Below are 12,266 nucleotides of genomic sequence, written 5' to 3'. Positions count from 1 at the left end.
ATCACTCTCCTTGCACGTTGGGTTCGATCTGCCGGGTAGTCGATTGCGGCGGCTGCCATTCGACACGATTCACGCCCTGCCCGACCGACGGTTGCTCCGCCCCACCAAGGCTGCCCTCGACCTGCCCGGCGATATGCAGCGTACCGGCCATGACCCCGGTGGTCGGGTTCTGCAGCAATTTCGCCCAGGCCTTGTCGAAGGTGCTGCCCAGGCTGCTGCGAATCAGCGCTTCGCTGTCGGGCCGGTCGTTGGCCTGGATGATCGCGCGGATGCCCGCCACGCCGATCGAGATCACCCCGCCGACCAACTTGCCAGCCGCAGCCGCCACCGCACTGGCCGCTCCGCGCGGAGCCATTTCCGCCTCCATCCGCTGGCTGGCGCGTTTGGCCACGGGGGCCATGCCGGCGTCGGTCGAAGCGATGCCCTTGCTGCCGCCTTCGGTGTGGATCTTGTCGATCAGCGCGGCATACGCCGGCAAGGTGTTCAGCGGCTCGGTGCTGATGACCTGATACAGCGAAGCATCCCGCGCCGGCGGCGGGCCCAGGGCGATGGCCGGAACCTTCTGCAGCCGTCCGTTGAGTTGTGCAACCGGCACGCCATAACGCTGGGCGATGAGCGGCATCTGCCGGGCCATCAGTTGTGCATAGAACGCCGTGGCCTGACCGAGGATCGCGTCCGGATCAATCTCCACCGCGACCGGTGCCAGCACTCTTTCCTGATATTGCTCAAGCAGATAGCTCGCCAGGCGCTTGGCCGAAGCGTCCTGTTCGCCGCCGGCACTGATGGTGTACCAACTGACTTTCATCGACAGCCATTCCTGGGTCCAGTAGCTGCTGAACCACGGAATGAAATTTTCTTCAGTTTGCTGATAGACGCGAGTGCGCCAATGTTCCATCGAGCCACGGGCAAATACTTTGACTTGCTCGGTGGATTGCTGCGAGGCGCTGACGATGTCGCGGTCGATCTGCTGCCAGGTGGCGGGCGACACCACCACGGTCGACGGCGCCACCGGGGCCCGGGCCGAGGTGGCGCAGCCAGCCAGCAGACACAGTGCGGCGACGACCAGCGCACGCAGGTTCACGGTGGTGAAGTCCTTGAGTGGAGGGAGACAGCATTGAGTATAGGTGTGTCAGTTTCCGAGGATGTTGGCTGTACCGACGCCATCGCTGGCAAGCCAGCTCCCACAGAGATCTTCAGTGAATATGAATCCAATGAACATCCGAAAACCCGTGGGAGCTGGCTTGGCAGCTCCATGGAGATTTTCAGTGGCCATAAATCCAATGAACAGCCGAAAACCTGTGGGAGCTGGCTTGCCAGCGATGAGGCCCGTCAATCCACCCCACCTCTCAACCATCAACGCCGTCGATATTCACCATCGCCACGATTGCCTTCCGCCCGCCGCCCGGCGAAGGCACGATTCACCCATCCGAGACGCAACGAGGAGTACCCATCATGATTCGCACCATCACCCTCTCCGTGAGCTTCCCGGTGTTCGGCAGCAACTACTACGACCAGCAAGTCGTCTCGCGCAAGACCCAGGCGCTGCTGTTCAACGAAGATTTCGACGATGTGCTGATGCCCGCCGCGAGCAATCATTTCAGCAATGAAGTGGTCGGTATCAACGATCAGTTCCGCTTTCTGAGCGACATACTCGCCACCCATCTGCTGGATCTCGAGGCCACCGCGCCTGCGCATTCCAGCGTCCGGGCGAGCGCTCATTTTTAATCGGCGAGGGCGTTCCCGTTGCGGGAGCGCCCTTTTGATTTCTACTCAGTCATCGTCGCGATCACGATAGTAACGACGCCCGTCGCGACGACCATCGTCGCGGTCATCCCAACGCCGGTCATGGTCGTCATAGCGCCCGTGATCACGTTCGTAATGTCGTCCGTGGCGATGATCATCATCAAAGTCCGCCACACAGCCAGCCAGCAAAACAGCGGCGGATATTGTCAACAGCAAGGTTGTTGCACGCTTCATTCAAAACTTCCCTAACACCAAGGTCTTGACCACGGAACGGCTGTCACTGCCCACGCCTTCAGAACGCAGTGCGCGCAGCCGCTGATACGACCGGGTAAACGCACTTTGATTCACTGCCCGACCACGACCGTTGATCGGCCCGCCGCCGGCATCAGGGCAGCGGCGAAATGCCACCTATACTGCTGCTTAGCGACTTCCACGCAACGGATCTGCGCCTCGATAACAACAAGCAGAGGTGGACCATGGTCTGGCAGCAAATTTACGACCCATTCGGCAACCCGTTGATCTCCACGCTGATGGCTGCGGTGCCGGTGGTGGTGATGCTCGCAGCGCTGGCGTTCTTTCACGTCAAGGCGCATCTGGCCGCACTGTTGGCATTGGCTTCGGCCCTGCTCATCTCGATCTTCGCCTTCGGCATGCCGGCGAGCATGGCCGGCTCGGCGGCCTTGTTCGGTGCGGCCAATGGCTTGCTGCCGATCGGCTGGATCGTGCTCAACATCATCTTTCTGCACCGCCTGACCACCGAGAACGGCTCGTTCAAAGTGCTGCAGGATTCTCTGGCGCGGATCACCGATGACCGGCGTTTGCAGTTGCTGTTGATCGCGTTCTGCTTCGGTGCGTTTTTCGAAGGCGCGGCCGGGTTCGGTACGCCGGTGGCGGTGACCGGGGCGATTCTGATCGGCCTCGGTTTTTCGCCGTTGGCCGCCTCGGGACTAGCGCTGATTGCCAACACCGCCCCGGTGGCGTTCGGCGCGCTCGGCACGCCGATCATCACCCTGGCCAAAGTCACTGGACTGGATGAGATGGAGCTGTCGATGATGGTCGGTCGACAACTGCCGTTTTTCTCGGTGCTCGTGCCGTTCTGGCTGATCTGGGCGTTTGCCGGGTGGCGCAAGATGCTGGAGATCTGGCCGGCGATTCTGGTGGCCGGAGTCAGCTTCGCCGTGCCGCAATTCCTCGTGTCGAACTACCACGGGCCGATGCTGGTGGACGTGATCGCCGCGCTGATTTCCATGGCCTGTCTGACGTTGTTTCTGCGGGTCTGGAAACCGGCGACGGTGTACACCTCGGCCGCCCTGTCCGGGCGGGTCGACAACTCCCGGGTCGAGGAAGAAAAAGTCACCGCCAGCGCCGCCTTCAGCGATCAGGCGCGCCCAGCGGTGATGCGCGCGTGGATGCCGTGGATCATCCTCACCGTGTTCGTGTTTGCCTGGGGCACCCAGGGCTTCAAGAACATCTTCGACGTGCGCCCGGCGCTGGACCCGATAACCCATTCGGTGAAACTCGATGCGCAAGGCAAACCGCTGAATGAGGCCAACCCGATTTTCTCGCCGGCGCTGACCTTTACCACCCTGCACCTGCAAGTGCAGAAAGTCCCGCCGGTGGTGCCGGCGCCGAAAGCCGAAGAGGCGATCTACAAGTTCACCTGGTTCACCGCCACCGGCAGCGGCATTCTGCTCGCGGCGATTGTCGGCGGTTTGCTGATGGGCTATTCGATCCCGCAACTGATCAAGCAATACCTGCGCACGTTGTGGGTGGTGCGCTTTTCGTTGATCACCATTGCGGCGATGCTGGCGCTGGGGTTCCTCACGCGCTATTCCGGACTGGACGCCACCATGGGTCTGGCGTTTGCCGCGACCGGAGTGTTTTACCCGATGTTTGGCACCCTGCTCGGCTGGCTCGGCGTGGCATTGACTGGCTCGGACACAGCCTCGAACGTGCTGTTCGGCGGACTGCAACGGGTGACCTCGGAGCAGCTGGGCATCAGCCCGGTGCTGATGGCGGCGGCCAACAGTTCCGGCGGGGTCATGGGCAAAATGGTCGATGCGCAATCGATCGTGGTCGCCTCCACCGCCACCCGCTGGTATGGGCATGAGGGCGAAATTCTGCGCTACGTGTTCTTCCACTCGATCGTGCTGGCGGTGCTGGTGGGCGGGCTTGTCACCTTGCAGGCGTATGTGGCGCCGTTCACGCACATGGTGGTTGGCGGGCATTAATCACAATCCCTGTGGGAGCGGGCTTGCCCGCGATGGCGGTGTGTCATTCAAGCAATGCTGACTGACACGACCCCATCGCTGGCAAGCCAGCTCCCACAAGGTCAAGCGTCGCCCAGCTCATTAATGAATCCTGCGCATAACTCTATAGCGCAAATCCGCAAAAACCTTTTCCCCTCCACGCAGGTCATTCCAAGAACGAGACCGGCAAACATGCCGGCGCGCCCCTATGGGCCCTTCAATCCCTGCCGTCCTGATTAAGCCAGAGAGGAATCGAAGCATGACGATTTCCCGACGAAGATTCCTGATCCTCGGCGCGGTCACCGCCGCCGCGTTTGCAATGCCCCCCTTCATCAGCCTCAAGGCCTATGCGGCCACTCTGGAGCAGCCCGCCATGGCCAAACTGACGATCAACGTCAACGGTAAACCCCAAGCCCTTGAGGTCGACAACCGCACCACCCTGCTCGATGCCCTGCGCGAGCACCTGCACCTGACCGGCAGCAAAAAAGGCTGCGACCACGGCCAGTGCGGCGCCTGCACCGTCATCGCCGACGGCCGCCGGATCAACTCCTGCCTCACGCTTGCGGTGATGCACGAGGGCAGCGAGATCACCACCATCGAAGGCCTCGGCATGCCCGACAACCTGCACCCGATGCAGGCCGCGTTCATCAAGCACGACGGTTATCAATGCGGCTATTGCACGCCGGGGCAGATCTGTTCGGCGGTGGCGGTGCTCAAGGAAATCCGCGAGGGCATTCCCAGCCACGTCAGCCCGAGCCTGGCCGAAGCCCCGCAACTGATTGCCAGCGAATTCCAGGAGCGCATGAGCGGCAACATCTGCCGCTGCGGCGCCTACTCCAACATCATTGAAGCCATCACTGAAGTCGCGCAGGAGCCAGCATGAGAGCGTTCAATTACAGCCGCGCCGACTCCCCCGCCGCAGCCGCAACGCTGGCGGCGCAGGTCGAAGGCGCGAAGTTCATCGCCGGCGGCACCAACCTGCTGGACCTGATGAAACTCGACATCGAAACCCCGCTGCACCTGATCGACGTCAACCACCTGGGCCTCGATCAGATCGAAGCCACGCCTGAAGGCGGATTGCGCATCGGCGCGCTGGTGCGCAACACCGATCTGGCCGCCGACAGCCGCGTGCGCAAGGATTACGCTTTGCTCTCCCGCGCCCTGCTCGCCGGCGCTTCCGGGCAGTTGCGCAACATGGCGAGCACCGCCGGCAACCTGCTGCAACGCACCCGCTGCCCGTATTTCTATGACGTCAATCAGGCCTGCAACAAACGCCAGCCCGGCAGCGGCTGCGCGGCGATTGGCGGGGTCAGTCGGCAACTGGGACTGATCGGCGTCAGCGACGCGTGCATCGCCACCCACCCCAGCGACATGGCAATTGCCATGCGCGCCCTCGATGCGCAGATAGAAACGGTCAAACCCGATGGCAGTACGCGCAGCATTGCCATCGCCGATTTCCATCAACTCCCCGGCAACACGCCGAACATCGAAACCAGCCTCACACCCGGCGAGTTCATCACTTCGGTAACCCTGCCGGCCCCGGTCGGTGGCACGCACATTTACCACAAGGTGCGCGATCGCTCATCGTATGCCTTCGCGCTGGTGTCGGTCGGTCTGATCCTGCAAAAGGACGGCAGCGGCCGTGTGGCGGTCGGCGGTATTGCGCCGAAACCGTGGCGGGTCGAAGACGCCGACGCGCTGCTGCCCAAAGGCGCAAAAGCCGTCAGCGAACGCCTGCTCGACGGTGCCACGCCAACCCACGACAACCAATTCAAACTGACCCTGGTCGAGCGCACGCTCGGCTCGGTGTTGGCGCAAGCGAGGGATGAAGCATGAAGTTCGACACGCCCGCCACCACCAACCCGATCGACCAACTCAAGGTCGTCGGCAAACCCACCGACCGCATCGAAGGCCCGCTGAAAACCAGCGGTCAGGCGCCATATGCCTACGAGCAGCACGAGGCCGTGGCGAATCAGGCTTACGGTTTCATGGTCGGTTCGGCCATCGCCAAGGGCCGCATCAGCCACATTGATCTCGACGCTGCACAAGCGGCGCCCGGCGTGCTTGCAATCGTCACCGCCGCCAATGCCGGCAAACTCGGCAAGGGCAAATACAACTCGGCACCGCTGCTGGCCGGGCCCGAGGTGCAACACTATCACCAGGCCGTGGCGCTGGTGGTCGCCGAAACCTTCGAACAGGCCCGCGCTGCGGCGCAATTGGTCAAGGTCGATTACGTCGCGGCCAAAGGCGAGTTCGAGCTGGCCAACGTGCGCGACCTGGGTGTCGAAGACGACGAATTGCCCGACGTCACCCACGGCGATTTCGACAAGGCCTTCGCCGCCGCGCCGGTGCAGTTCGACCAGACCTACACCACCCCTGACCAGTCCCACGCGATGATGGAGCCGCACGCGACCCTGGCCGCGTGGAAAGGTGATCATCTGACCTTGTGGACCTCCAACCAGATGATCGCCTGGAGTGTCGGCGACGTCGCCACCACCCTTGGCCTGCCCAAGGAAAACGTGCGCCTGATCTCGCCGTACATTGGCGGCGGCTTCGGCGGCAAACTGTTCATTCGCGCCGACGCGATCCTGGCCGCCCTCGGTGCGCGCCTGGCCAACCGCCCGGTGAAACTCGCCCTCGCCCGCCCGCAAATAGCCAACAACACCACCCACCGCCCGGCCACGATTCAGCGCATTCGGATGGGCGCCACGGCGGACGGCAAGCTCAGCGCCATCGCTCACGAAGGCTGGTCGGGCAACCTCAAGGACGGCAAGGTCGAAGTCGCCGCGCAGCCGAGCCAGTTGCTTTATGCCGGAGAAAACCGCCGGGTGACCATGCGCCGGGCGCCGCTGGATCTGCCCGAAGGCAACTCCATGCGCGCGCCGGGTGAAGCGCCGGGGCTGATGGCGCTGGAAATCGCCATGGACGAGATGGCCGAGCAGCTCAAGCTCGATCCGGTGCAGTTCCGCATCCTCAATGACACGCAAGTCGATCCGGTGAAAACCGAGCGTCCGTTTTCCCAGCGCCGGCTGATCGAATGCCTGCAGACCGGCGCCGAGAAATTCGGCTGGAACCAGCGCAACGCCAAACCCGGCAGTCGTCGTGAGGGTCGCTGGCTGATCGGCATGGGCGTCGCCGCCGCGTTTCGCAACAACCTGCTGCTGAAATCCGGCGCCCGAGTGCGGCTGGAGCGCGACGGCAAGGTCACGGTGGAAACCGACATGACCGACATTGGCACCGGCAGCTACACCATCATTGCCCAGACCGCCGCCGAGATGATGGGCGTACCTCTGGCGGAGGTGACGGTGCATCTGGGCGATTCGAATTTCCCGGTGTCGTCCGGCTCCGGCGGCCAGTTCGGCGGCAATTGCTCGACTGCCGGGGTGTATGCCGCGTGCATGAAACTGCGCGAAGCGGTGGCGACGAAGCTGGGCATGAGCGGCAGCGACGTCGAGTTCACCGATGGTCAGGTGCGCGCTGGCGGCAAGGCGCTACCGCTGCGTGATGCGGCAAAAGATGGCGTGGTCGAAGCCGAGGACAGCATCGAGTTCGCCGACCTCGCCAAGCAGTATCAGCAATCGACTTTCGGCGCGCATTTCGTGGAGGTTGCGGTGGATGCAGCGACCGGCGAAGTCCGCGTGCGGCGCATGCTCGCGGTGTGCGCGGCGGGACGGATTCTCAACCCGAAAGCCGCGCGCAGCCAGGTGATCGGCGCGATGACCATGGGTGTCGGCGCCGCATTGATGGAAGAGCTGGCGGTGGACAAGCGGCTGGGCTTCTTCGTCAATCACGACCTGGCCGGATACGAGGTGCCGGTGCATGCCGACATCCCGCATCAGGAGGTGATTTTCCTCGACGAAACCGATCCGATTTCATCGCCGATGAAAGCCAAGGGCGTGGGTGAACTGGGGATTTGCGGCGTGAGTGCGGCGGTGGCCAATGCGATCTACAACGCCACCGGGGCGCGGGTGCGTGAGTATCCGATTACGCTGGACAAGATCCTCGATTCGTTGCCGGAGATGATCTGAGCAACCTGGAAAAGCCCCTCACCCTAACCCTCTCCCAAAGGGAGAGGGGACTGACCGAGTTGTCTTATGGGATGCGCCGACATGAGAGGTCGTGTCGATTATGGACTCAGCGTAGTGCTCACAGACATCCCCCAATCGGCCCCCTCTCCCTCCGGGAGAGGGCTGGGGTGAGGGAACCGCGTCACTCGGATCGCAAATACTGCTCAGCACTCACCTGCTCCATCCACTCCACCACTTCACCTTCCAGCACTTCGGCAATCGCAATGTGCGTCATCGCCGTGGTCGGCGCGGCGCCATGCCAGTGCTTCACCTGCGGTGCGATCCATACGGTATCACCGGGGCGGATCTCGCGAACCGGTTGCCCCCACTCCTGCACAAAACCTGAACCGGCAGTGACGATCAGCGTCTGACCCAACGGATGGGTGTGCCACGCCGTCCGCGCGCCCGGCTCGAAAGTCACCGTGGCGCCGCTGACACGCGCGGCATCGCTGCCCTTGAACGGCGCGTCAACGCGCACAGTGCCGGTGAACCAATCCGCCGGGCCTCGGGCCGAAGCTTGTGAGCCAGTCGGGGTGACAGTGACGCCTGAGATATGTGCATTCATCACAAGACTCCAAATCTGTAAGAGATCTCCCTGTAGGAGCTGCCGCAGGCTGCGATCTTTTGATGTTGGTTTTGAGGATCAAGATCAAAAGATCGCAGCCTTCGGCAGCTCCTACAAAGGAACTTGCGTCACTTTAGCGGGCCGTACTCTTCAGATAATCGACTAGAATTCGAAAAAACTTATGCAGGACACTCATTAATGCTTCGAGAAAACGCCAGTGACCTGCTCGCCTTCCTCGCTGTGGCCCGCGAGCGCAGTTTCACCAAAGCCGCTGCCAAACTGGGCGTTTCGCAATCGGCGCTCAGCCACACCATCCGCGCCCTCGAAGCGCGCCTTGGCCTGCGCCTGCTGACGCGCACCACCCGCAGCGTCTCGCCCACCGAAGCCGGCGAACATCTGCTGCAGACCATCGGCCCGCGTTTCGAAGAGATCGAATCTGAACTGGCGGCCCTGAGCAACCTGCGCGAAACCCCGGCGGGAAAGATCCGCATCAGTGCCACCGACCACTCGCTGAACTGGCTGCTGCGTCCGGTGTTCAAGGAATTCCTGCCCCAGTACCCGGACATCGCCGTTGAGGTGATCTGCGATTACGGTTTCGTCGACATCGCCGGGCTCGGTTTCGACGCCGGGGTGCGCCTGGGCGAAGACGTCGCGCAAGGCATGATCGCCACCCGCATCGGCCCGGACATGCGCATGGCGGTGGTCGGCTCGCCGGCCTATTTCGCCAAGCGCGAAAAGCCGCAAACGCCACGGGACCTGACCACCCACGCCTGCAACAACCTGCGTCTGCCGACCAACGGCGGGCTGTACACCTGGGAGTTCGAGAAGGACGGCGAAAGCCTCAAGGTTCGGGTATCCGGGCAAGTCACCCTGAACGGCGTCTACCCGCTGCTCGACGCCGCACTGGACGGTTTTGGCCTGAGCTACATCCCGGAAAATATCGTCGCGCCGTATCTCGCCGACGGGCGTCTGCTGCAAGTGCTGGCGGACTGGTGCCCGACCTTCGCCGGTTACCACCTGTACTACCCGAGCCGGCGGCAGGCAGCGCCGGCGTTTGCGTTGTTGGTGGAGGCTTTGCGGTATCGCGGGTGAAAAACCTGCCGGAACCTATCATTTTTTATAGCAACCCGCCGCCCCCCATTGGGCTTTCGCCTTTTTGTTCGCGGCCTCCAGAGAGCTGGCGGTGACAGTAGTATTTTGCCCGCGCTGCATTCCAAGACAGATGTATTCGGCACTCGCGGCGTAAGCGCCCAATGACATCAACAGAAAGCATACCGCAACGCAACCGACGAGCCTGTTGGCTGAAGCGTTCATGATCTGCCTGCTTTATTCAAGCCAGTGAATCTGCATGATCATGTGCTGGGGTCGCCCTTCCAACTGTCAGACCTGACAGTCTTTCAGACGCGTTCGCGATAAAGCTGCACGTTAAATCCTTCATCTGTCACAGATGGATCAGCCCAGCAGCGCAATCAACTGATGCCGCTGCGCATCGGTGAGCATCGGCCCGAATCCGGCACCGGCGTTGTCGGCCATGTAGCGCGGATTGCCAGTGCCGGGAATCACACAGGTGACCGCCGGGTGCGACAGCAGAAATTTCAGCGCCAGTTGCGGCCAACTGTTGACCTGCACGTCCGAGACCCACGCCGGCAGCGGCTTGCCCTTGATCCGCGCGAGCAACCCGCCGCCGCCGAACGGTCGATTGCAGATCACCGCCACTCCGCGCTCGCGGCACAGCGGCAGAATGCGTTTTTCCACGCCACGGTCGTCGAGGGCGTAGTTGATCTGCAAAAAGTCGAGCTGTTCGGCCTTGAGTACAGCTTCGACTTCATCGTAGGCCGACGGCGTGTAATGGGTGATGCCGATGTAGCGGATGCGGCCCTGGGCTTTCCACTCGCGCAGGGTTGGCAGATGGGTTTGCCAGTCCAGCAGGTTGTGGATCTGCATCAGGTCGATGCGCTCGGTACGCAGCAGGCTGAAGGATTTTTCCATCTGCGCAATGCCCTCCTCGCGCCCGCGTGTCCACACCTTGGTCGCCAGAAAGGCCGGCGAGCGCGGTTCGTGGATCGACAACAACTCGCCAGTGGTTTGCTCGGCGCGGCCGTACATCGGTGAGCTGTCGATCAGCGTGCCGCCCTTTTTGAACAGCTCGTCGAGCACTGCCGGCAATTGCTTGTAGGCGGTGTCGCCGGGCGCGACGTCGAAGCCGCGATACGTGCCCAGGCCCACCATGGGCAGCCGCTCGGAGCTTGAAGGGATGGCGCGGGTCTGCATGGTCTGGTCTCCTGCCTGGCTCGGCGAAATGGCAGTCGGCGACGTGGCGGTGGCCAGCGCCCGGTCGAAGGTGAAGACCGCCGAAACCCCGGCAGCCAGCGTGAGCAATCGGCGACGGGAGCAACCCTCAGTGTGGCTCATGCTGGTTCCCCTGCTGCGTGAATCTGTTGCACGTTGTGTGCGACGCCTGCCCGTCCGCTGCGCTGGACTACACTGCGACAGCGAACACCCGCGCCCCGTTAAAGTTAGCCGAATGTCCAGAAAGCTGATGTCACTCGTCGCCTTGCTCATCGCCCTCTACCTGCTGCTGTGCGCAGCGCTGTTCATTTTTCAGCGCTCGCTGATCTACTTTCCCCAATCCGGCAGCGCCGTCACCGCGCCGGATTCCCGGATGAAACTGGCGATGCCGGATACCGATGTCTGGGTGACCGTTCGCGAGCATGCCGGGCCGAAGGCGCTGATCTACTTCGGCGGCAATGCCGAAGACGTGTCGCGCAATCTGCCGTCGTTCAGTGAAGCCTTTCCCGACTACGCGGTGTTTTTGCTCAACTATCGGGGGTTCGGCGGCAGCGGTGGCTCACCCTCCGAAGAGGCGATTGCCGAAGATGCGCTGGCGTTGTTCGATCAGGTGTACGCCAGCCATCCGCAGATCACCGTGATCGGACGCAGCCTGGGATCGGGGGTGGCGGTGCGATTGGCCAGTCAGCGCCCGGCGACACAGTTGATTCTGGTGACGCCGTACAACAGCCTCGAAGAACTCGCCGTCCGGCAATACCCGTGGGTGCCGGTGAAGTGGCTGCTCCGGGATCGTTTCGAATCGGGCCGCTACGCCGCGCACATTCGCGTGCCGACGTTGCTGCTGGCGGCCAGCGATGACCAGGTGATTCCACGGGCCAGCACACAGCGGCTGCTGGAGAGTTTCCCCAAAGGCGTAGCGACCCTGCGGGTGGTGCCGGATTCGGGGCACAACTCGATTTCCGAGCGGGTGCAGTATCTGCGGTGGATGCAGGAAGTGCTTCATCGCTGATGGCTGTTTATTGCATTGTCTGGACTGGCCCCTTCGCGAGCAGGCTCGCTCCCACAGAGGTACGCATTGCAAAGGTGGAAGCGAGCCTGCTCGCGAAGACGCCAGTGCAGACAACCCCAATCCAGGATTGCCCTGCCCTCCTTTTGAAAATGCGATCCCCTGTGGGAGCGAGCTTGCTCGCGAAGGCGTCAGTGCAGACAACACAAAATCCGGCTCGCCTGCCCCGCATCAGCCCCGCAAAAAAAGCCAGGTGGCCAGCATGAACCAAGTCCGAAAAGCCCAGTCCTAGTGGCGCCGCAATTCGCGACTGCCCACTTCAGCACTGTCCTTTTCCCAGAGCCTGC

General features: G+C 62.5%; 11 protein-coding genes. 7 read left to right on the top strand and 4 right to left on the bottom strand.

Going from position 1 to position 12,266, the window contains the following annotated elements; all coding sequences use genetic code 11:
- Position 1: 1 nt before the first annotated feature.
- Positions 2-1,081 (bottom strand): hypothetical protein, encoded by a 1,080-nt coding sequence (locus ACU680_RS18290; RefSeq protein ID WP_448180181.1) that lies wholly within the window; start codon positions 1,079-1,081, stop codon positions 2-4.
- A 371-nt stretch (positions 1,082-1,452) separates the two neighbouring features.
- Here ACU680_RS18290 and ACU680_RS18285 point away from each other — a divergent pair, with 371 nt between their 5' ends.
- Positions 1,453-1,725 carry a hypothetical protein gene (locus ACU680_RS18285; protein WP_003226119.1) on the top strand — a complete coding sequence of 91 codons (273 nt, stop codon included), beginning with the start codon at positions 1,453-1,455 and terminating at the stop codon, positions 1,723-1,725.
- 45 nt (positions 1,726-1,770) lie between these two features.
- On the opposite strand, the gene ACU680_RS18280 is transcribed toward ACU680_RS18285, so the two are convergent.
- Positions 1,771-1,977 carry a hypothetical protein gene (locus ACU680_RS18280; RefSeq protein ID WP_448180180.1) on the bottom strand — a complete coding sequence of 69 codons (207 nt, stop codon included), beginning with the start codon at positions 1,975-1,977 and terminating at the stop codon, positions 1,771-1,773.
- A gap of 242 nt (positions 1,978-2,219) precedes the next feature.
- Between ACU680_RS18280 and ACU680_RS18275 the strand changes: the two genes are divergently transcribed.
- The 4 genes from ACU680_RS18275 (at position 2,220) to paoC (ending at position 8,020) form a co-directional block, all read left to right on the top strand.
- Complete coding sequence (locus ACU680_RS18275; protein ID WP_448180239.1) at positions 2,220-3,974, top strand: L-lactate permease; 1,755 nt, start codon at positions 2,220-2,222, stop codon at positions 3,972-3,974.
- Positions 3,975-4,200: 226 nt separating this feature from the next.
- A complete protein-coding gene (paoA, locus tag ACU680_RS18270) occupies positions 4,201-4,875 on the top strand; it encodes an aldehyde dehydrogenase iron-sulfur subunit PaoA (protein ID WP_448180179.1) in 675 nt (224 codons plus the stop codon).
- Positions 4,872-5,828 carry an FAD binding domain-containing protein gene (locus tag ACU680_RS18265; protein WP_400762340.1) on the top strand — a complete coding sequence of 319 codons (957 nt, stop codon included), beginning with the start codon at positions 4,872-4,874 and terminating at the stop codon, positions 5,826-5,828. The genes paoA and ACU680_RS18265 overlap by 4 nt, the downstream gene beginning before the upstream one ends.
- Positions 5,825-8,020: an aldehyde oxidoreductase molybdenum-binding subunit PaoC gene (gene paoC / locus ACU680_RS18260; protein WP_448180178.1), complete on the top strand. Its 2,196-nt coding sequence runs from the start codon at positions 5,825-5,827 to the stop codon at positions 8,018-8,020. Before ACU680_RS18265 ends, paoC begins: the two co-directional genes overlap by 4 nt.
- A gap of 181 nt (positions 8,021-8,201) precedes the next feature.
- On the opposite strand, the gene ACU680_RS18255 is transcribed toward paoC, so the two are convergent.
- Positions 8,202-8,624, bottom strand: a complete 423-nt coding sequence (locus ACU680_RS18255) for a (R)-mandelonitrile lyase (RefSeq protein WP_448180177.1) — start codon at positions 8,622-8,624, stop codon at positions 8,202-8,204.
- Positions 8,625-8,822: 198 nt separating this feature from the next.
- Between ACU680_RS18255 and ACU680_RS18250 the strand changes: the two genes are divergently transcribed.
- The gene (locus tag ACU680_RS18250; RefSeq protein ID WP_448180176.1) at positions 8,823-9,716 is read left to right on the top strand and encodes a LysR family transcriptional regulator; all 894 of its coding nucleotides are present in this window, start codon (positions 8,823-8,825) and stop codon (positions 9,714-9,716) included.
- Between the two features lie 360 nt (positions 9,717-10,076).
- On the opposite strand, the gene ACU680_RS18245 is transcribed toward ACU680_RS18250, so the two are convergent.
- Positions 10,077-11,036, bottom strand: a complete 960-nt coding sequence (locus tag ACU680_RS18245) for an aldo/keto reductase (RefSeq protein WP_448180175.1) — start codon at positions 11,034-11,036, stop codon at positions 10,077-10,079.
- Positions 11,037-11,148: 112 nt separating this feature from the next.
- Between ACU680_RS18245 and ACU680_RS18240 the strand changes: the two genes are divergently transcribed.
- A complete protein-coding gene (locus tag ACU680_RS18240; RefSeq protein ID WP_448180174.1) occupies positions 11,149-11,922 on the top strand; it encodes an alpha/beta hydrolase in 774 nt (257 codons plus the stop codon).
- Positions 11,923-12,266: the final 344 nt, after the last annotated feature.

The organism is Pseudomonas sp. LF020, assembly GCF_053456425.1.
The sequence above is the reverse complement of the archived record's forward strand: the minus strand, read 5'-3'. Positions and strand labels throughout refer to the sequence as shown.

Bases quoted from the DNA above. Each gene is read 5' to 3' on its own strand.
- ACU680_RS18285 (WP_003226119.1), top strand. From the start codon at position 1,453: ATGATTCGCACCATCACCCTCTCCGTGAGCTTCCCGGTGTTCGGCAGC.
- ACU680_RS18280 (WP_448180180.1), bottom strand. From the start codon at position 1,977: ATGAAGCGTGCAACAACCTTGCTGTTGACAATATCCGCCGCTGTTTTG.
- ACU680_RS18275 (WP_448180239.1), top strand. From the start codon at position 2,220: ATGGTCTGGCAGCAAATTTACGACCCATTCGGCAACCCGTTGATCTCC.
- paoA (WP_448180179.1), top strand. From the start codon at position 4,201: ATGGGCCCTTCAATCCCTGCCGTCCTGATTAAGCCAGAGAGGAATCGA.
- ACU680_RS18265 (WP_400762340.1), top strand. From the start codon at position 4,872: ATGAGAGCGTTCAATTACAGCCGCGCCGACTCCCCCGCCGCAGCCGCA.
- paoC (WP_448180178.1), top strand. From the start codon at position 5,825: ATGAAGTTCGACACGCCCGCCACCACCAACCCGATCGACCAACTCAAG.
- ACU680_RS18255 (WP_448180177.1), bottom strand. From the start codon at position 8,624: ATGAATGCACATATCTCAGGCGTCACTGTCACCCCGACTGGCTCACAA.
- ACU680_RS18250 (WP_448180176.1), top strand. From the start codon at position 8,823: ATGCTTCGAGAAAACGCCAGTGACCTGCTCGCCTTCCTCGCTGTGGCC.
- ACU680_RS18245 (WP_448180175.1), bottom strand. From the start codon at position 11,036: ATGAGCCACACTGAGGGTTGCTCCCGTCGCCGATTGCTCACGCTGGCT.
- ACU680_RS18240 (WP_448180174.1), top strand. From the start codon at position 11,149: ATGTCCAGAAAGCTGATGTCACTCGTCGCCTTGCTCATCGCCCTCTAC.